We start from the raw sequence: 20,015 nt of genomic DNA on the forward strand, positions 1-20,015 counted from the left end.
AGGGTCATCGACAGACCCTTGGCATCGAGACGCGCGTAGATGAACGGCTTGAACAGCTCGAGCGCCATCTTCTTGGGCAGGCCGCACTGGTGCAGCTTGAGTTCGGGACCGGTCACGATGACCGAACGGCCCGAATAATCGACGCGCTTGCCGAGCAGGTTCTGACGGAAGCGGCCCTGCTTGCCCTTGAGCATGTCGGACAGCGACTTCAACGGACGCTTGTTGGCGCCGGTGATGATGCGGCCGCGACGGCCGTTGTCGAACAGCGCATCGACGGCTTCCTGCAGCATGCGCTTTTCGTTGCGCACGATGATGTCAGGCGCGCGCAGTTCCATCAGCCGCTTCAGACGGTTGTTGCGGTTGATCACGCGGCGATACAGATCGTTGAGATCGGAGGTCGCAAAGCGGCCACCGTCGAGCGGCACTAGAGGACGCAGCTCGGGCGGGATCACGGGGATGACTTCGAGGATCATCCATTCGGGGCGGTTGCCCGAATCGATGAAGCTTTCGACGACCTTCAAGCGCTTGATGATCTTCTTGGGCTTGAGCTCGGACTTGGTGGTCTCGAGCTCCTGCAGCAGATCGGCACGCTCGCTTTCGAGGTCGAGGTCCATCAGCATCTGGCGCACGGCTTCGGCACCGATTCCGGCCGAGAACGCGTCTTCACCGAACTCGTCCTGCGCGTCGAGCAGCTCGTCTTCGGTCAGCAGCTGGTACTTTTCTAGGCTGGTGAGGCCCGGCTCGATGACGACATAGCTTTCGAAATACAGCACGCGCTCGAGCTGCTTGAGCTGCATGTCGAGCAGCAGGCCGATGCGCGAAGGCAGCGACTTCAGGAACCAGATATGCGCGACAGGCGCGGCGAGCTCGATATGACCCATGCGCTCGCGGCGCACCTTGGTCACGGTGACTTCAACGCCGCACTTTTCGCAGACGATGCCCTTGTACTTCATCCGCTTGTACTTGCCGCACAGGCATTCGTAATCCTTCACCGGACCGAAGATGCGCGCGCAGAACAGGCCGTCACGCTCGGGCTTGAATGTGCGATAGTTGATGGTTTCGGGCTTCTTGATCTCGCCGAACGACCACGAACGGATACGCTCAGGCGAGGCAAGGCCGATCTGGATCTCGTCAAAGGTTTCGGGCTTGACGGCGGGATTGTTGAATTTGGTCAGTTCGTTCATTTTTTTCGCCTTCCGAGCCCCTCCCCTTCAGGGGAGGGGTTGGGGTGGGGAATGATCGGATGGAGCCAGCTACGGCCCCACCCCCGGCCCCTCCCCTGAAGGGGAGGGGAGTAGTTCTTACTCCGCGGCTTCCGCAATCTCGTCCGGATCGGGCAACGCATCGATGGAGTTCAACTCGACGTTGAGACCCAGCGAGCGCATTTCCTTGACCAGAACGTTGAAGCTCTCAGGAATGCCGGCCTCGAAGGTGTCGTCACCCTTGACGATCGCCTCATAGACCTTGGTGCGGCCGACGACGTCATCGGACTTCACCGTCAGCATTTCCTGCAGCGTATAGGCGGCGCCATAGGCCTGGAGGGCCCAGACCTCCATTTCCCCGAAGCGCTGTCCACCGAACTGCGCCTTACCGCCCAGCGGCTGCTGGGTGACGAGGCTGTAGGGACCGATGGAACGCGCGTGGATCTTGTCGTCCACCAAGTGATGCAGCTTGAGCATGTAGATATAGCCCACGGTGACCTTGCGGTCGAACTTGTCGCCGGTACGGCCGTCGTACAGATCGACCTGGCCCGAGGGGTCGAGACCCGCCCGCTCCAGCATCCGCGAAACGTCCGCCTCGCGCGCACCGTCGAACACCGGGGTGCCCATCGGAACGCCGTTGCGCAGCAGGCCGGCCAGTTCGACCACGCCTTCATCCGAGCGGCTGTCGATCTCGGCGTCGTAATCTTCGCCATAGACGCACTTCAGCTTCTCGCGCAGCGCGTCGGGCGGAGCGCCCGCTTCGGGGTTCGGATTGGCCTCACGCCAGTCGTCCAGCGCCTTCGAAATTTGCTGGCCCAGACCGCGTGCGGCCCAGCCCAGATGGGTTTCGAAGATCTGTCCGACGTTCATGCGGCTGGGAACGCCCAGCGGGTTGAGCACGAAGTCGACATGCGTGCCGTCTTCGAGGAACGGCATGTCCTCGATCGGCAGGATGCGGCTGATGATGCCCTTGTTGCCGTGACGTCCGGCCATCTTGTCGCCCGGCTGCAGCTTGCGCTTCACCGCGACGAACACCTTGACCATCTTGAGCACGCCCGGCGCCAGCTCGTCGCCCCGCTCGAGCTTCTCGCGGCGATCGTCGAACTTCTCGGTGATCCGGGTGACGGCTTCGTCGTACTGGACCTTGACGGCTTCCAGATCGGACTGAACCGCATCGTCCTCGACCGCGAACTTCCACCACAGATGCTTCTCGACTTCCTCGAGCAGCTCTTCGGTGATCGCATCGCCCTTCTTGACGCCCTTGGGCGCGGCAGCCGCGACCTGACCGACCAGCATTTCGCGCAGACGGTTGTAGGTGGCGCGGTTGAGAATGGCGCGTTCGTCCTCGCGGTCCTTGGTCAGACGCTCGATTTCCTCGCGTTCGATCGCCAGGGCGCGCTCGTCCTTGTCGATACCGTGACGGTTGAACACGCGGACTTCCACGACCGTGCCCGATACGCCCGGCGACAGACGCAGCGAGGTGTCACGCACATCGCTTGCCTTTTCGCCGAAGATCGCGCGCAGCAGCTTTTCTTCCGGGGTCATCGGGCTTTCGCCCTTGGGGGTGATCTTGCCGACCAGAATGTCGCCAGGATGCACTTCCGCACCGATATAGACGATGCCCGCTTCGTCGAGGTTGCGAAGCGCTTCCTCGCCGACGTTGGGAATGTCGCGGGTGATGTCTTCAGGACCCAGCTTGGTGTCGCGGGCCATCACTTCGAATTCTTCGATATGGATCGAGGTGAACACGTCGTCCTTGACGATGCGCTCGGAGATCAGGATCGAATCTTCGTAGTTGTAGCCATTCCAGGGCATGAACGCGACCAGCGCGTTGCGGCCCAGCGCGAGTTCGCCCAGATCGGTCGACGGACCATCGGCGATGATGTCGCCTTCGGAAATCACCTCGCCCACCTTCACCAGCGGACGCTGGTTGATGCAGGTGTTCTGGTTCGACCGCTGGAACTTCTGCAGCGTGTAGATGTCCACGCCCGAGCGGCCCGAATCCACCGAACCGGTGGCGCGGATCACGATGCGGGTGGCATCGACCTGATCGACGATCCCGGCGCGCTTGGCTGCGATCGCAGCGCCCGAATCGCGCGCCACGGTTTCTTCCATGCCGGTGCCGACGAACGGCGCTTCGGCCTGTACCAGAGGCACGGCCTGACGCTGCATGTTCGATCCCATCAGCGCGCGGTTGGCGTCATCGTTTTCCAGGAACGGAATGAGCGATGCCGCGACCGAGACCAGCTGCTTGGGGCTGACGTCCATCAGGGTGATGATGTCGCGCGGCGCCATCAGGAATTCGCCGGCCTGACGCGACGAGACGATGTCCTCGACAAAGCCCATGTCGTCGTTGAGCTCGGCGTTGGCCTGCGCGATCGTGTGCTTGGCCTCTTCCATCGCCGACAGGTACACGACGTCGTCGGTCACCTTGTGATCGACAACCTTGCGGTACGGGGTTTCGATGAAGCCGTACTTGTTGACGCGGCTGAACGAGGCCAGCGAGTTGATCAGACCGATGTTCGGCCCTTCGGGCGTTTCAATCGGGCAGATACGGCCATAATGGGTCGGGTGAACGTCGCGGACTTCGAAGCCTGCGCGCTCGCGGGTCAGACCGCCTGGGCCCAAGGCCGAAACGCGGCGCTTGTGGGTGACTTCGGCCAGCGGGTTGGTCTGGTCCATGAACTGCGACAGCTGCGACGAGCCGAAGAATTCACGCACCGCGGCAACCGCAGGCTTGGCGTTGATCAGATCGTTGGGCATCACGGTCGAGACATCGACCGAGCTCATGCGCTCCTTGACCGCACGCTCCATGCGCAGCAGGCCGACGCGATACTGGTTTTCCAGCAGCTCGCCCACCGAACGCACACGACGGTTGCCGAGGTTGTCGATGTCATCGACATCGCCCTTGCCGTCCTTGAGGTCGACCAGAGTCTTGACGACCGCCAGAATGTCCTCGCGGCGCAGCGTGGTGACGGTGTCCTCGCAGTCGAGTTCGAGGCGCATGTTGAGCTTGACGCGGCCCACGGCCGAAAGGTCGTAACGCTCGGAGTCGAAGAACAGGCCTTCGAACAGCGCATCGGCGGTTTCGCGCGTCGGCGGCTCGCCGGGACGCATGACGCGATAGATCGCATCAAGACCCATGTCGCGATTGTCGGCCTTGTCGGCCTTCATCGTGTTGCGGATCCACGGGCCGGTGGTGACGTGGTCGATGTCGAGCAGCACCAGCTGATCGATCCCGGCCTTGTCGAGCTTTTCCAGGTTCTCGGCGGTGACTTCGTCGCCAGCCTCGATGTAGATCTCGCCGGTCTTCTCGTTGATCAGGTCATAGGCGCTGTAGCGGCCGAAGATTTCTTCGGTCGGGATCAGCAGCGTTTCGAGGCCGTCCTTGCCAGCCTTGGTCGCGGCGCGCGGGGTGATCTTGTCACCGGCCTTGAACGCGACTTCACCGGTCGAGGCATCGACGATGTCGAACGCAGGCTTCAGACCGCGCCACTGTTCGGGCACGAACGGAATCTTCCAGCCGCCGGTGCCGCGCTCGTAGACGACCTTTTCATAGAAATGGTCGAGGATTTCCTCGTCGTTGAGGCCGAGCGAATACAGCAGCGAGGTGACCGGAAGCTTGCGCTTGCGATCGATACGCACGTTGACGATGTCCTTGGCGTCGAATTCGAAATCGAGCCACGAACCGCGATACGGAATGACGCGGGCGGCAAAAAGATACTTGCCCGATGAGTGGGTCTTGCCGCGGTCATGATCGAACAGCACGCCCGGCGAACGGTGCATCTGGCTGACGATGACGCGTTCGGTCCCGTTGATCACGAAGGTGCCGTTGCCGGTCATCAGCGGCATGTCGCCCATATAGACGTCCTGCTCCTTGATATCGAGCACGGAGCGGCTTTCGGTTTCCTGGTCGACCTCGAACACGATCAGACGCAGCGTCACCTTCATGGGAGCTGCATAGGTGATCCCGCGCTGGCGGCATTCCTGCACGTCGTATTTGGGCGATTCGAGTTCGTAATGCACGAAATCGAGCTCGGCGGTGCCGGCGAAATCGCGGATCGGGAACACGCTGCGCAGCGTCTTTTCAAGGCCGGAGATATAGCCGATCGAATGATCCGAACGCAGGAACTGCTCGTAGCTTTCGCGCTGAACCTCGATCAGGTTCGGCATTTCGCTGACTTCGTGGATGTCGCCGAAAATCTTGCGGATGCGCTTCATGGGAGTCGGCTTCTGCTGTGCCGTTGCTCGTGCCTTGGTTGCCATAGCTGTGTGTTCGCCTTTTCGTGCAAGTCGATATTCATATTCGCGGCGTCAGAGACGCCAAAAGGCCGCGAGCCCATGGGTGCCCATGAACTGCAGCCTATCGCGTTGAATTGGTGCCCGACATCTCATTCGTTCGGCAGGTCCGCGCAAACCTGTCATGTCTCGAAATGTCTGGTGTTGGACCCGGATATAGGGCCGGCTGTTGGACTTGTCAAACCGCCCGACCTTCGCTTTGCCGCATCGTTCGGATGGTATCCCGGTGGCGCAAATCCGGGCACGGCGCTATGGCTGAAAGCGCATGACCCGCTATCAGCGCCACCACTGGTTCCTTGCCGCCGCGCTTGCGGGCTTGGCCGGGTTCGTCGATGCGATCGGGTTTCTGTATACCGGCGGCTTCTTTACCGCGTTCATGACCGGCAACTCGACCCGGATGGCGGTGGGGCTGTTCACCGACGGGCGGATTGCCGGGATCGCCGCCGCGATGATCGCAACCTTCGTGCTCGGTGTGATCATCGGCAATGTCGCCGGCAGCCTGTGCCCTGCCCGAACCCGGCTGCCGCTGACGATCCTGGGCGTGGTGATGCTGCTTGCAGCCGCCGCGGGGCTGGGCATGGCGGGACTGGGGGTGCTGGCGGTGGGCTTTACCCTGCTGGCGATGGGAATGGAAAACACCGTGTTCCAGCGCGAGGGCCAGGTCAGCATCGGGCTCACCTATATGACCGGGACGCTGGTCAAACTCGGCCAGGCGCTGTCGCGCATCCACCATGCCGGGCAGCTATGGGCCTGGGTGCCGCATCTGCTGCTGTGGACCGGCATGGTCGGCGGCGCGGGGCTTGGCGTGCTGGCCTATCTCGACTGGGGGTTGCTGGCGCTTTGGATGGCGGCTGCCATCGGGCTGATCCTGGCGCTGATCGCCTGCCTGCCGCGCTTTGCGCTGCACGACTAGCGGTTCAGCGCCGCGCGCCTCTGGTCTGCAGCCCCGCAAGCCGCGCCGCGAGAATGGCTGCCAAAGCGCCCAAAGCCGCGCTGGCGACAACCTGGCTGGTCCAATGCGCCCCCGCCGCGACGCGTCCTGCGCAGCCGATGACCAGCAGCGCCCACGCCACGACCTGCACCGACATCGCCTCGCGCCCGCGTTTGCGCCGGGCCAGCAGGATCAGCCCGCCGCATGCTGCGCCATAGAAGATGGCAAAGGTCGAGGGCAGCCCGGATGAAGCGCTGGCCTTGGCGACCTCGACGAGTTCGGCCGAGGGGCGCGGCACATCGATCGCCAGCCGCAGCAGCCGCTCGCTCGCCATCGCGAGGATGACGCCGCCGATCAGCGCCGCTGCGCCCGGCAGCCTCGCCAGCGACGCGGCAAACAGCCCAGCGACCAATGTGCTCACCACGATCAGCGGCCATCCCGCGGTCTGCGACAGGCCATCGATCCAGACCGAGCGAGCATCGACGACAGTCTGCAGCAGCCTGGTAATTTCGAAATCGAGCGGCAGCGGACCTTGAAGCACCCAGTTGGCACCTCCCAGACCCAAGACGAGGACAAGCAGAACCAGACTAAAAATGCGCATCCGACACTAATCCCGTTCGCGGCTTGACACGGTCAATTGGCAGTTTTTAGGTATGCAATCCAGACCCATTTCATCCGCTCGCCGCCCGCTGGCGTCATCTGGCCGGGCTTTGCGCCGGTCAGGTTGAACGGTTTTGTGCAAGCCGTGCGTTGACTGGATTACCATGACACACACATCCCACCCCATTCGCCCGGCGAGGGCCGCGATTGCCGCAGTTCTTGCCCTGACCGCAACCCCGCTGCTGGCACAGGAAGCTCCGGCGACCATGCCGGCGCTGCCGCAGCCTGAGGCAATGCAGCCGATCAGCCCGACCGGGACGATCCCCCCGACCGGATCCATCCCGACGCAGACGCCGCAGGTGCAGGTGCCTTCGGGCCAGCCTGCCGTTCCGACGACGGCCGCGCCGACCCCGAATGCGCTGCCGCCCGCGGCCTCGCTGCCGGGGAACCCGATGCCGATGGCAACTCCCGTCGCTCCCCCGGCGACCAGCGGCATCCCCGTTACCACGATCGCACCGCGTGCAGATATCGTGGCGTCGCCGCCCCCTGCTCCGCGAGCCACTCCCGCTCAGCGTGCGGCGGCTCCCACGGCTGCACCCGCTGCGCCGACCGCACCCGAACCGACTCAGGGTCTGGCCAGCACCGAGGCGCCAGCAGCGCCGCTCGCTGACGCCGCACCGGTGAGCGAAGAAACGACCGCCGTCGTGCCTGTGGCTCCTGTGGCCAGCGCGCCTGCGCAACCCGAAATCACCGGTGCCGAGGGCAACTCGGGAAGCGGCGACGTCTGGAGCTGGATGGCCGGCTTGCTCGCCCTGCTGGGCATCGGTGGTGGCGCGATTGCGCTCAGCCGTGGCCGGACCCGCAAGAGTGCCCGCGCAATGGCAGAAGCGCGCGCAGCGGACCGTGAACCGGGTCGCAGCGAAGCAGGGATCACCACTCCGGTGCCTGCACCCTCGACCGCACGCTTCGACGAACCGGTGATGCAGACGCCGACCGTGGCACCGATGGCCGCCGCCCGTCCGATGGCACGACGTGCGCCTGTAGTAGCGCGCGACACTCTGACCGTGGACGAGCGCCGTGTGGAGGAGATGATCGCGCAGAAGCCCAGCCGCGACAATCCGTTCAAGACGCGGGCCAACCGCAAGCGTCGCGCGATCTGGCTGCTGCGCACCAGCTATCCGATGCAGAGCGCAGCCTGATAGCGCAAACCCCTGATCGGGACAGACGGAAACGACAGAAGGCGGGGAGCAATCCCCGCCTTCCTTGTGTCGTCAGTCGTTGAAGAGGTTTAGCGATAGCGCTCGAGCCAGTGCGCATACGGCGCAGGCAGCGTCCAGCTGGGCTTGTCCTTGCCCAGTTCGCGCGCAGCCTGATACGGCCAGTGCGGGTTCTCCAGCATTGGGCGGCCCATCATCACCAGATCGACCTGGCCGGTCTCGACCATGCGGTTGGCGTTTTCCGAGGTGCCGATATACCAGCTGGTCGCCGCCGGAACGCCGGTTTCCTTGCGCACCCGCTCGGCGATCGGCGCCATGAACGCCGGACCCCAGGGGATCTTGGCTTCGGGCGTCGAGAACACGATGCTGACATCGATGAAGTCGAGCCCGCGGTCTTTCATCAGCTTGACCAGTTCGATCGACTCGCTGAGCGTTTCCTCGTCATTGCCATCGAATTCGATCACGCCAAAGCGCGCCGACAGCGGAAACTCGTCGGGCCATACGGCGCGCACGGCTTCCAGGGTCTCGAGCAGGAAGCGCGACCGGTTCTCGAAGCTGCCGCCATAATCGTCGGTGCGCTGGTTGGAGTGCTTCGAAAAGAAGCTCTGCGCCAGATAGCCGTGCGCAAAATGCAGCATCAGCCATTCGAACCCGGCCTCGCGCGCGCGAATCGCCGCGCTCACATAGTCGGCCTTGACCTTCTCGATATCGGCCAGCGTCATTTCGCGCGGCACCTTGGGAAGGCCACCACCGAAGGCGATGGCTGACGGCGAGACGGTTTCCCAGCCGCGCGCGTCACCCTCGGCGATATGGTCATCGCCCTCCCAGGGCTTGTTGGCGCTGGCCTTGCGTCCGGCATGCGCGATCTGGATGCCGGGGACCGCGCCTGCCGCCTTGATCTCGGCGACGATCGGCGCGAACGCATCGCGCTGCTCGTCGTTCCACAGGCCTGTGCAGCCCGGCGTGATCCGGCCTTCAGGCGAGACGCCCGAGGCCTCGGCGACCACCAGCCCCGCGCCGCCGCGCGCCAGCGAGACGAGGTGCGAGCGGTGCCAGTCGTTGGGCACGCCGTCTTCGGCGGAATACTGGCACATCGGCGACACCGCGATGCGGTTGCGCAGGGTGACGGACTTGAGCGTGTACGGCTCGAACAGCGCGGGGGTTTTGGCGGGGGTCTGGTCGGTCATGAGAAATCCTGTGGTTGTTATGATAGTACGTATATAATCGAACTATAGGATTTACAAGACCGCCATGCTATATGGGTGGCATGCGCACCTATCAGCATCCCGACCTTGCCACCGTCACCATCGAGCACGCGCTGCACGCGCTGAGCGACCCCGTGCGCCTCGACATCGTCCGCCAGCTCGACCGCGAGATCGAAGCCAGCTGCGCGGCCTTGGACGGCGGCCGCCCCAAATCGAGCATGTCCCACCACTTCCGCGTCCTGCGCGCGGCAGGGCTGGTGCACACGCGCATCGCCGGCGTGCAGCACATGAACACGCTGCGGCGCGAGGAGGTGGACAAGCGGTTTCCGGGATTGCTGGATGCGGTTTTGGGGGTGAAGGGGTAGGGTTGCGGCTGGTTGGCCGGTTTCAGGATACGGGCCGGAACGCGCGCATGGCGGGTATTGGGTAGATAGTTGACGGTTAGGTCCAGTCGTCGGACCCGCCCCTCCAGTAGCGCCAAAGGCGCCGTAGTCGCGTCCAGTCGCTAACGAATGCCTCAACGATGATTGGCATGCCGATGAGTAGGTATGTGGGCAAAAACCACTGCCAAACCCTATCTGACGCGCCGGCAAACAGCATTATGAGACATGCGATTGTAAGAAAAATTGCGGGCCAGAACGTCCATCGCGCCCACTGCTCAACCCTTCCCACGGCCACTGGTTTAGTATCGTCCATGCGGCAATTCTGTGGCAATCGTCCCATGTCAGCAAGAGGGTCGATAGCGAAATGGCAGGTTTTTTCTGCGCCCCCTCCAAGGCCGCCACCCCCTCCGCTCAGCCTGAGCTTGTCGAAGGCCCCGCTATACGGCCAGCGTGGGCGCGGGTCCTTCGACTTCGCGGGCTGAAGCCCACGGCTCAGGATGAGCGGGGGTGGGCAAGCTAGCTCTTCCTACTCCCGGTTGCCTGCGAAGGCAGGCATCCATCTCCTGCCCCCTCACCAGGCGCAGCGGTCGGGAGATGGGCCCCTGCCTTCGCAGGGGACCGGCTGGGGTGGCGTTGGGTCGCTGGCGGGAGCGTGGAGCGCGGGCCGCAAAAGCCCTCTCCCCTTCAGGGGGGAGGGTTGGGAGGGAGGCAGGCGCCTGAGGTGGCGACGACACGCCCCCTCTCAACTGCGGCTAGCCAGCGAGCTGGCAAGCCTGCGTATCTCTCCCCTCAAGGGGAGAGAGCAATCTTCAGCTCAATGCACCCAAGCGAACAACGCCGCAGCGCCTGCCCCCGCGCCGATGATCAACGCCGCCAGATGGCTCCAGAAGCCCCCGCCGCCAGTTCCGGCCACGCGCACCTTCCTGTCCCAGATCAGCGGGATATGCGGGATTGGTGGTGGTTCGGGGGCGCCGCCCTTTTTGGGGACTTGCTCTTCGAGACGCCGCACCAGATCGGGCAGCCGCAGCAATGTCGCGACATCGGTGTTGATCCGGTCGGCGAGCAACGTCTCGGGCCCCAGTTCGCCGCGGATCCAATCGCGCACATAAGGTGCGGAAACGTCCCACATGTTGATCTGCGGGTCGAGCTGCGTCGCCACCCCCTCGACCATCACCATCGTCTTTTGCAGCAGCAGCAGGTGCGGCTGGGTCTTCATGTCGAAATCACGGGTGATCGCAAACAGCCCGTCGAGCATCTGCCCGACCGACAATTCGCTCACCGGCTTGCCGCGCATCGGCTCGCCGACGGCGCGCAGCGCGGTCGCGAACTCGTCGACATTGTGATAGCTCGGCACGTACTGCGCCTCGAAATGGATCTCGGCGACGCGCTTGTAGTTGCCCGTGGTCAGGCCGTAGAGGATTTCCGCCAGCCAGAACCGCGCCTGCCGGTTGATCCGCCCCATGATGCCGAAATCGATCGCGACGATGGTCGAATCGGGCGCCACGAACAGATTGCCCTGGTGCATGTCGGCATGGAAGAAGCCTCCCGCGATCGCCTGGCGCAGGAACGCGAGCACCAGCCGCCGCGCGAGATCGGGCAGGTCATGCCCCGCGGCGATCAGCGCCTCGCGGTTCGAGATCTTGATGCCGTCGATCCATTCGAGCGTCATCACGGTGCCGCAGGTGCGGTCCCAGTCGATGCCGGGAACGCGATAGCCAGGATGGCCGTCCATCGCGCTCGCCAGTTCCGACGCGCTCGCGGCCTCGCGGCGCAGATCGAGCTCGCGCAGCGTCCAGCGCTTGAAGTTGGCGATGGTCAGCTGCGGCCGCAGCCGCGTCGCCTCGCCGCCCAGCGCCTCGAGATGCGCGGCGGCCCATTCATAGGTCTCGATATCGCGCGCGAAGTTCTTGCGCACGCCGGGGCGCAGCACCTTGATCGCGACATCGCGGCCCTCGATCGTGGTGCCGCGGTGCACCTGCGCGATCGAGGCGGCGCCGACGGGCACCGGATCGACATGGGTGAAGAAGCGCTCGAGCGGACCGCCCAGCCCCAGCTCGATCTCGGCGCGGATCAGCTCGAACGGCACCGGCGGCAGGCTGTCCTGCAATTCCAGCAGATTGTTCGCGGCCTCTTCGCCGACCAGATCGGGACGGGTGGCGAGCGTCTGGCCGAGCTTGATCGCGGCCGGGCCGATCGCGCGGAAGGCACCGGCATAATCGGGCTTGGCGGGAACCCGCGCACCCAGCCGCGCGATGCGGAACAGGCGGCGGACCTCGGGCGGGGTCTGCGGCGCAGCCTCGAGCCCCTTGAGCGCGCCATGCCGCGCAAGGATACGGCCCCATCTGAGGAGCCGGAAAAAATGCGTGCGCGGGGCGGTCACCTAGAAGAGCCCCTCCCCTTGAGGGGAGGGGTTGGGGTGGGGCCTGAAAGAGCAGCTGACGTGCTCTGCGAGGCCTCCCCCACCCCTGGCCCCTCCCCTGAAGGGGAGGGGTTTGCGATAGTTTGAAGCCGCTGCTCAACGGCTGAGTGGCACATCACGCCTTCCAGCCGCTGTGGATGTTCACCGCGCCGCCCAGAATCGGCTCGACCCTGGTCGATACGAACCCGGCGTCCTTGATCATCTGCTCGAACACCGGCGGTTTGGGGAAACGGCGGATCGATTCGGCGAGATAGCGATAGCTGTCGGCATCGCCCGCGATCATCTGGCCCAGCCGCGGCATCAGATGATGCGAATAGGCGTCATAGACCTCGCCGAAGCCCGACCATTCGGTCGTGGAGAATTCGAGGCAGAAGAACCGGCCGCCATAGCGCAGCACGCGGTGCGCCTCGGCCAGCGCCTGGTCGATATGCGTCACGTTGCGGATGCCGAACGCGATCGTATAGACGTTGAAGCAGCGGTCGGGGAACTTGAGGTGTTCGGCATCCTGGCACGACCACACCAGCCGGTCCTCGCCGCGTTCGACCGCGCGGTCGATGCCGACATCGAGCATGTCCTGGTTGATATCCGCCACGGTGACGTTGGCGCCCGACTTGACCATGCGGAAGGCGATATCGCCGGTGCCGCCGGCCATATCGAGAATGTCCTCGCCCGCGCGCGGCTTGACCCGGCGGACGAAGCGGTCCTTCCACAGCCGGTGCATGCCGCCCGACATCGCATCGTTCATGACGTCGTATTTGCTCGCGACACTCGAAAAGATGCCGCCAACCCGGCCCTGCTTTTCTGCCGGGTCGATATCCTGATAGCCAAAGGGCACTGTCTCGCTCATGGCACCGCATGTAAGCATCTTTGTCGCTTGCGCAAAGACTGATATCGGTTGAATTTCCATGCCAGAGCTCCCTGAAGTCGAAACCACCGTGCGCGGACTGGCCGCCGTGCTGCAGGATGTGCGGCTGACCAGCGTGGTCACCCGCCGGGCCGATCTGCGCCGCGCCTTCCCGGTCGATCTGGGCCAGCGGATGACCGGCGCACGGATCGTCAGCCTGGGCCGCCGTGCCAAATACGGGCTGATCGCAACCGACCGCGGCGATTCGATGATCTTCCATCTCGGCATGTCGGGCCGCTGGCGAATCGACCCAGAAGACATCGGCACGCACGACCATCTGGTGATGCAGACCGATTCGGGTCACGTGCTCTCGCTGTTCGATCCGCGCCGGTTTGGCTCGGTCGATCTCATCGAGACCACCTCGATCGCCAGCTTTCCCAGCTTTGCCGCGATGGGCCCCGAGCCGCTGGGCGACGATTTCACCCCCGCGTACCTGCGCGAGCGGCTCAAGGGCCGCGCCTCGCCGATCAAAGCCATGTTGCTCGACCAGCGAATCGTTGCGGGGCTGGGCAACATCTATGTCTGCGAGGCGCTCAACATGGCGCGAATCTCTCCGCTCCGCGCGGCAGGACAGATTGGCCCGGCCAAGCTCAAACCCTTGGTCGCGGCGATCAAAGCGGTGCTGGTCGATGCCATCGCGGCGGGCGGATCGACCCTGCGCGATTATGCCCGGCCCGATGGCCAATTGGGCTATTTCGCCAAGCAATGGCGGGTTTACGGGCGCGAGGGCGAGGCCTGCCCGTGCGGCGGCACGGTGGTGCGCACCGTCCAGTCGGGGCGGTCCAGCTTCTGGTGCCCGACCTGTCAGAAATGATGCGGCTTTCCTGGGAGGTGCGGCATTCTGGCGTTGACGCGCCAGCCGATAATCGCTAACGGCAGCGGCTTCAAAGCGCGGGCAGAGCCTTATCGCGGCCCAATGCTTTTACCCGAAATCGACCGATCATGCCTTGATCGCCTGTAAGAAAGACGTGTGAGAACTTATGGCCAATACGCCGCAAGCCAAGAAGCGCATCCGCCGGAACGACCGTCGTGCGATTGTCAATGGCAACCGCATCGGACGCATCCGCACCTTCGTAAAGAAGGTCGAATCGGCTCTGGAAGCCGGCGACAAGGAAGCCGCTTCGGCAGCACTTGCCAGCGCGCAGCCTGAACTGGCCCGCGGCGTCGCCAAGGGCGTGCTCCACAAGAACACCGCATCGCGCAAGTTCTCGCGCCTGACCAAGCGCGTCGCCGCTCTCAGCTGACGTCCTGACCGGGTGCGGGCGGGCTTTGCCCCGCCTTGGCAGCCGCTCTTTGCGCTCTCGTCAAACGATTGTCCGCCGTCCAGTCCTGGTCGGCGGATTTTTCGTGTTGCATGCACACGTGCAACCTTGTGTAACATCGCGACGGACGTGTGACAGTGGCGTAACAAAACCGTCACCCGCGCTGAAGACAAAGCCAAGCAATTCCCGCGATTCGCATTTGGCAGCACCACGCCTCATGCTCTAACTACTTGAAAATGCGTGGTTATTACGGTGAATCAAGCAATATCCAGACGTTAACCGAGTCAAGCGCCTTTATTTCATTTTTTTTACCCCGGCGCTCTTGCTCGACTCGTTTTTTCGTCGCTACATCACACTCCAGAGAGCGGGCAATCATGCATGGCTCTCCACTGCAACAACGGATGGAACACGACGTTTCGACGGGCGATCAGCCTTTCGTGCAGGTGTTCTGTGCGCTGGATGAGGGGGCGTCGCAGCCCGGCAGGCCAGGGGTCGGCCGGTTCGGGCGGGGATGGATGAGAGGCAACGGGCCGATGGCCCGCTGTCGCTGCAGATGTGGGGGAGGTAGCAAGTTTTGCGTATCAGGGTCGGACTGCCACAGGAACTGACGTTCGAATCGATGCTCACCGGTCTGCTTTGCATGCCGTCGTCCCTTTTGCCGCCCGCCTGGCTGATGCCCGCGCGCACCGGCAGGCCCGCCTCGGGTCGAGGGAGCATCCACTAGAGGGGGCAACACATCGGGATGGGCCAGCAAGCTGCTCCCGGAATCGATAACCCCGAATAATCCCGGTTTCGGCGCAGTCTCGCGCTGCCGGAGTGTCGTCAGCAATGACCAAGAACCAAGAAGTGGCTGTTACCGGCATGATCGACATGAGTGATTCGAACGGCGCGGCTGATTGGGCCGCCGACTGGAACGAAATCAGCGAAGGATTGCGCAAGGATCTGGGCGCACAGATTCACACGCAGTGGATCCGTCCGATTCGCCCCGGCAGCTTCGAGCCCGGCTCGGGCATGCTCAACCTGCATCTGCCGTCCGAATTTTCCGCCAACTGGGTGCGCGAACGCTTTGCCGACCGGCTGGCGCTGGCGTGGAAGATCGTCCGCCCCGAAGTGCGCAGCGTGACCATCGCTGCTGCCCCGCGCGAAGCCGATGCGGCTCGCCCGCGCGCGCTTTCACCGCAGCCGATCGCCCCTGCCCCGCGGCCTGCGATGTCCGAGACCGGCAACCGCATTTCGCTCGATCCTTCGCAGGTCTTCACCGGCTTCATCACCGGCCAGTCGAATGTGCTGGCGTTCAACGCTGCGCAGCGCATGGCAGCCATGGAAAAGCCGCTGTTCAGCCCGCTCTACCTCAAGGCCGCCACCGGCCAGGGCAAGACCCATCTGCTGCACGCGATCGGCAACGCCTTTGCCGAGGTCAATCCGGGCGCGCGCATCTGCTATTGCCCGGCGGAAAAGTTCATGAACGATTTCGTCAGCGCCATCCAGCGTGGCGATTCGATGGCGTTCAAGGCGCGGCTGCGCGGCTTCGACATGCTGCTGGTCGACGACATCCAGTTCATCATCGGCAAGAACTCGACGCAGGAAGAGTTTCTCCACACCATCGATGCCATCCTGGGCGCGGGCAAGCGGCTGGTGGTCACCTCGGACCGCGCCCCTCAGGCGCTCGACGGGGTCGACCAGCGCCTGCTTTCACGCCTCGCAATGGGTCTGGTCGCCGATATCCAGCCCGCCGATATCGAGCTGCGCCGCGCAATCATCAGCGCCCGCATCGCCACGATGCGGATGGGTGAGGTCCCCGAGGACGTCATCGAGTTCCTCGCGCGCACCATCAGCCGCAACGTCCGCGAGCTGGTCGGCGGTCTCAACAAATTGATGGCCTATGCCCAGATCACCGGCCAGAGCGTGACGCTGCCGCTGGCCGAAGAACAGCTCTCCGACCTTTTGAGCGCCAACCGCCGGCGGATCACGATCGACGAGATCCAGCGCGCGGTGTGCCAGTTCTACAAGGTCGATCGTTCCGAAATGTCCTCCAAGCGCCGCGCGCGTGCCGTCGTGCGTCCGCGCCAGGTCGCGATGTATCTCGCCAAGGTGCTAACCCCGCGCTCGTACCCCGAGATCGGCCGCAAGTTCGGCGGACGCGATCACTCGACCGTGATCCACGCGGTCCGCCTGATCGAGGACCTGCGCACCCGCGATGCGGATATGGACGGCGACGTCCGGGCGCTGCTCCAGCAGCTCGAGAGCTGAGCGTTCACCTTTCGCCAGCGATTTTCGTCATTCCCGCGAATGCGGGAATCCCGCTATAGCACCGCCGAAGCGGGATTCCCGCGAACGCGGGAATGACGGGCCCTGTCCGGGATGACCGCCGCCGAACAGGATTGTCGTTGCATGCCCCTCACCCCCACCCAGCTTGAGCGCCACGCCCGGCACATCGTGCTGCCCGAGATCGGCGGCGTCGGTGTCTCGAAGCTGGCCGCAGTGCATGGCGTGCTGGTCGGCATGGGCGGCATCGGCTGCCCGGCGCTGCAGTATCTGGCAGGCGCCGGGATCGGGCGGCTGACGCTGATCGATGACGATGTCGTCGACCTCAGCAACCTGCAGCGACAGACGCTGTTCACGCCTGCCGATGTCGGCCGCCCCAAGGCTGTGGTCGCCGCGAACTGGGTGCGGGCATTCGACCCCGAGCTCGAGGTCACTGCCATCACCGAGCGGATCACACTCGCCAATGCTGCAGAGCTGCTCACCGGCGCCGATGTCATCCTCGACGGCACCGACAATTTCGCCACCCGGCTTTTGGTGTCGGACACCGCGACCGGCCTGCAGATCCCGCTGGTCAGCGCCGCGATCGGGCGCTTCCAGGGGCAGATCGGAACCTTCCGCGGCTGGCTGGCCGACGCGCCGTGCTACCGCTGCTTTGTCGGCGATGCGTTCGACGCCGAGGACTGCGACACCTGCGCCGAACAGGGCGTGCTCGGCGCGATGGTCGGGCTGATCGGCAGCTTCGCGGCGATGGAGGCGGTGCGCGTGGTCACGGCCTTCGGCGACGATCCTGCGGGCAAGCTCCACCTGTTCGACGGGTTGAAGCCGCTCTGGCGCACGTTGAAGATCGCCAAGGACCCGGCCTGCAAGGCTTGCGGGGATAGCGCCCCGGCGGCATAGTCGCCGCTTCCAACAGGGGGCCCATCATGACACTGCCGATCACCGCTCTGACCGCCGCGATCTGCGCGATCATGCTGCTCGCCACCGCGATTGCTACCGTCCGCGCGCGTTTCCGCGCCCAGGCCGCGTTCGGGGATGCAGGCGATCAGGGGCTGGTCAGCGCCAGCCGCTCGCACGGCAACCTGGCCGAACATGCGCCATTGTTCGTGATCCTGATCGGCCTGCTCGAAATGGCCAACGCCAGCCACTGGCCGCTCACCGCGCTCGCGGTGCTGTTCCTGGGCGCCCGCACCGCGCACATCATCGGGCTGCACCAGGTGCACAGCGCCGGAAAGCCGCCGCTGCCCCGCGCCGTGGGCGTGATCGGCACCTGGATCGCGTATGCGATCGCGATCGGCTGGACGCTGTTCCTGGTGGTGACGGTGAACGGCTGAAGCCTTCCCGCGCATTCAGGGCGCTGCGGGCGGGCCCGGAAGCCTCTTGCCCCGTTATGCGGCTATCGCCTTTCGCTTGCGGCGAGCAAACAACAGCGCACCCAGCGCCAGCGCCATCAGAACGAGCATACCGGGTTCTGGCACCGATATTGCGTCACCCGAACTTCCGCTGCTTCCGCCGATGCCGCCGCCCGACGAACCGGTCTGGGGCGGCCAATAGCTGCCCGCATAGGTACCGTTTTGCATCGCGCCTTGCTGCAGGAGGTTTCCGAATACGGCGGACCCCTGGATATAATTGCCTGTCTTGGCATCTGCGCTGGGCGCCAGCACCGATCCGCCCCAGGCCGTGCTGAGATCGAGGGTTTTGGCATCCGGGAAATTCCAGATCACATTCTTGCCCAGGTTCTTCGTGCCGCCGAGGAAATTGTCGTTCAGGACGATGTTTGCGCCCGATACATTGACGATCACCGTGTCCGCACCGTTCAGGTCGAACTGGATTTCCCCGATCGCATTGAGATTGTCCGACGTGATGTTGAATACGGCATTTCCGCTGGCGTCCGGCTGGGCAGAAAAGATGCCGCGATTGCCTTTAATCACCAGCGCACTGGTCGAAGGCTGTGCGGCCAGGTCATGCGACAGGTCGAGCATGCTCGACTTGACCAGGCTGCCAGTCTGCTGGAGATCCTGCGCAAAAGCCGGATTGCTGGCGGCCAGGCCTGATATGACCTTGTTCTGGTTGACGTTCGTGTTCGCGATCGAGCCGCCCACCTGCACGGTCTGCGGGGCTCCGTTTAGGTTGAACCCGCTCTCGACATTGCCACCGATCACCGCACCCGAGGCATTGTTCAGGTTCTTGTGTCCGCCAGTCACATTGCCGACGACAGTCAGGCCCGGTTGTGCATTGGCAGACGCATCGGACGACTTTGTGTTGTAGTTCGAAGAGTTACCACTCAAGTTCCCGCCGACGAAGGTCCGGCCTTCGACCTCGGAATTCGAGTTCAGATCACCCAGGACGATCAGGTTCCATTCGCTCAGAGCCCCTGGGCCGACAGGCGTTTTCGCAAACGCCGAGATAGGCAGTAAAATTAGCGAGAGGGCGACAGCACCCACACTCAGGCGGGACTTCGTAAGCATTGCAGAAACTCCTGTTGAGCGCGGGCCATACAGGTTTCCAGGCCAATTTGTTAACCAAATGGATGTTTTGGGACCAAACGGTCAAATATGAGCCCATGGGACGGAGAACGGCCTCCGAGTCACCGCAGCAATGGCCGCTTCCCAGTTGCAGCAGCCGAGCTAGCCCAAGACCTCATCCACCCACTCCGGCACCAGCAGCGAGGCCGGGCCGTGGCGCGATTCGTGGAAGAAATGGCTGCCCTGGCTGGGCTCGAGGTTGAGCTCGAGCGTCTGCGCGCCGCGCGCCCTCGCCTCGCGGACAAGGCCTGCAGCGGGATAGACCGCGCCCGAGGTGCCGATCGAGACGAACAGGTCGCAATTGCCCACCGCCTCGTAGATCCGCTCCATCTCATAGGGCATTTCGCCGAACCACACGATGTCGGGGCGCAATTGCCCCGGGGTGCCGCATTCAGGACAGGCAGGGCGATCGATCAGCGGCGCGCGCCATGCAGGCCGCGCATCGCAGGCCAAGCACCAGGCGGTAAGATGCGTGCCGTGCATATGGAGCAGCCGGCTGGCGCCTGCGCGCTCGTGCAGGTCGTCGACATTCTGGGTGACGATCAGCAGCTCGCCGGGCCACGCGGCATCGAGCCGCGCCAGCGCTTCGTGCGCGGGATTGGGCTGCTTGGCCTGGATCGCCTCGCGGCGCATGTCATAGAAACGCAGCACCAGATCGGGATCGCGCGCAAAGCCTTCGGGCGTTGCAACATCCTCCACCCGGTGCTGTTCCCACAGCCCGCCTTCTGCACGGAAGGTATCGATGCCGCTTTCGGCGCTCACGCCGGCGCCGGTGAGGATGACGATGCTGGGAATCTTTGCCATAG

15 protein-coding genes and 1 pseudogene are annotated in these 20,015 nt (G+C 64.1%); 8 read left to right on the forward strand and 8 right to left on the reverse strand.

The window, feature by feature from the left end; translation table 11 throughout:
• Together QUV11_RS15960 and rpoB are read right to left on the reverse strand one after the other, a co-directional pair.
• A pseudogene (locus tag QUV11_RS15960) lies at window positions 1–1,184 on the reverse strand (DNA-directed RNA polymerase subunit beta'); the annotation flags it as partial.
• A 117-nt stretch (window positions 1,185–1,301) separates the two neighbouring features.
• Window positions 1,302–5,423, reverse strand: a complete 4,122-nt coding sequence (gene rpoB / locus QUV11_RS15965) for a DNA-directed RNA polymerase subunit beta (RefSeq protein WP_300883878.1) — start codon at window positions 5,421–5,423, stop codon at window positions 1,302–1,304.
• A 343-nt stretch (window positions 5,424–5,766) separates the two neighbouring features.
• Here rpoB and QUV11_RS15970 point away from each other — a divergent pair, with 343 nt between their 5' ends.
• Entirely contained in the window at window positions 5,767–6,414 is a 648-nt protein-coding gene (locus QUV11_RS15970; protein WP_300883879.1) for a YoaK family protein, read from the forward strand.
• 4 nt (window positions 6,415–6,418) lie between these two features.
• Here the strand turns inward: QUV11_RS15970 and QUV11_RS15975 are convergent, their stop codons facing one another.
• Complete coding sequence (locus QUV11_RS15975; protein WP_300883880.1) at window positions 6,419–7,033, reverse strand: phosphatase PAP2 family protein; 615 nt, start codon at window positions 7,031–7,033, stop codon at window positions 6,419–6,421.
• A gap of 163 nt (window positions 7,034–7,196) precedes the next feature.
• Here QUV11_RS15975 and QUV11_RS15980 point away from each other — a divergent pair, with 163 nt between their 5' ends.
• Window positions 7,197–8,231: a hypothetical protein gene (locus QUV11_RS15980; RefSeq protein ID WP_300883881.1), complete on the forward strand. Its 1,035-nt coding sequence runs from the start codon at window positions 7,197–7,199 to the stop codon at window positions 8,229–8,231.
• An 89-nt stretch (window positions 8,232–8,320) separates the two neighbouring features.
• On the opposite strand, the gene QUV11_RS15985 is transcribed toward QUV11_RS15980, so the two are convergent.
• Window positions 8,321–9,436 carry an NADH:flavin oxidoreductase/NADH oxidase gene (locus tag QUV11_RS15985; RefSeq protein ID WP_300883882.1) on the reverse strand — a complete coding sequence of 372 codons (1,116 nt, stop codon included), beginning with the start codon at window positions 9,434–9,436 and terminating at the stop codon, window positions 8,321–8,323.
• A gap of 80 nt (window positions 9,437–9,516) precedes the next feature.
• Between QUV11_RS15985 and QUV11_RS15990 the strand changes: the two genes are divergently transcribed.
• Window positions 9,517–9,819, forward strand: a complete 303-nt coding sequence (locus tag QUV11_RS15990; protein WP_017672237.1) for a helix-turn-helix domain-containing protein — start codon at window positions 9,517–9,519, stop codon at window positions 9,817–9,819.
• 832 nt (window positions 9,820–10,651) lie between these two features.
• Here the strand turns inward: QUV11_RS15990 and ubiB are convergent.
• Window positions 10,652–12,217 (reverse strand): 2-polyprenylphenol 6-hydroxylase, encoded by a 1,566-nt coding sequence (gene ubiB, locus QUV11_RS15995; protein WP_300883883.1) that lies wholly within the window; start codon window positions 12,215–12,217, stop codon window positions 10,652–10,654.
• Window positions 12,218–12,371: 154 nt separating this feature from the next.
• On the reverse strand, window positions 12,372–13,103 hold the full coding sequence (locus QUV11_RS16000) for a class I SAM-dependent methyltransferase (protein WP_300883884.1): 732 nt from the start codon (window positions 13,101–13,103) through the stop codon (window positions 12,372–12,374).
• A gap of 58 nt (window positions 13,104–13,161) precedes the next feature.
• On the opposite strand from QUV11_RS16000, the gene mutM reads away from it, so the two are divergent.
• From mutM to QUV11_RS16025, 5 genes are all read left to right on the forward strand, one after another.
• Window positions 13,162–13,974: a bifunctional DNA-formamidopyrimidine glycosylase/DNA-(apurinic or apyrimidinic site) lyase gene (gene mutM, locus QUV11_RS16005; protein WP_300883885.1), complete on the forward strand. Its 813-nt coding sequence runs from the start codon at window positions 13,162–13,164 to the stop codon at window positions 13,972–13,974.
• A 166-nt stretch (window positions 13,975–14,140) separates the two neighbouring features.
• Complete coding sequence (gene rpsT / locus QUV11_RS16010; protein WP_289620227.1) at window positions 14,141–14,404, forward strand: 30S ribosomal protein S20; 264 nt, start codon at window positions 14,141–14,143, stop codon at window positions 14,402–14,404.
• Window positions 14,405–15,250: 846 nt separating this feature from the next.
• Window positions 15,251–16,672, forward strand: coding sequence for a chromosomal replication initiator protein DnaA (gene dnaA / locus QUV11_RS16015; protein ID WP_300883886.1), 1,422 nt, complete (start codon window positions 15,251–15,253; stop codon window positions 16,670–16,672).
• A gap of 141 nt (window positions 16,673–16,813) precedes the next feature.
• Entirely contained in the window at window positions 16,814–17,584 is a 771-nt protein-coding gene (locus QUV11_RS16020) for a HesA/MoeB/ThiF family protein (protein ID WP_300883887.1), read from the forward strand.
• Between the two features lie 26 nt (window positions 17,585–17,610).
• Entirely contained in the window at window positions 17,611–18,018 is a 408-nt protein-coding gene (locus QUV11_RS16025) for an MAPEG family protein (protein WP_300883888.1), read from the forward strand.
• Between the two features lie 54 nt (window positions 18,019–18,072).
• On the opposite strand, the gene QUV11_RS16030 is transcribed toward QUV11_RS16025, so the two are convergent.
• Together QUV11_RS16030 and QUV11_RS16035 are read right to left on the reverse strand one after the other, a co-directional pair.
• Window positions 18,073–19,152, reverse strand: a complete 1,080-nt coding sequence (locus QUV11_RS16030) for a choice-of-anchor A family protein (protein WP_300883889.1) — start codon at window positions 19,150–19,152, stop codon at window positions 18,073–18,075.
• A 159-nt stretch (window positions 19,153–19,311) separates the two neighbouring features.
• Window positions 19,312–20,013 (reverse strand): NAD-dependent deacylase, encoded by a 702-nt coding sequence (locus QUV11_RS16035; protein WP_300883890.1) that lies wholly within the window; start codon window positions 20,011–20,013, stop codon window positions 19,312–19,314.
• Window positions 20,014–20,015 lie beyond the last annotated feature (2 nt).

Origin of the sequence: Blastomonas sp. (assembly GCF_030373265.1) — a bacterium.
Taxonomy (GTDB): Bacteria; Pseudomonadota; Alphaproteobacteria; order Sphingomonadales; family Sphingomonadaceae; genus Blastomonas.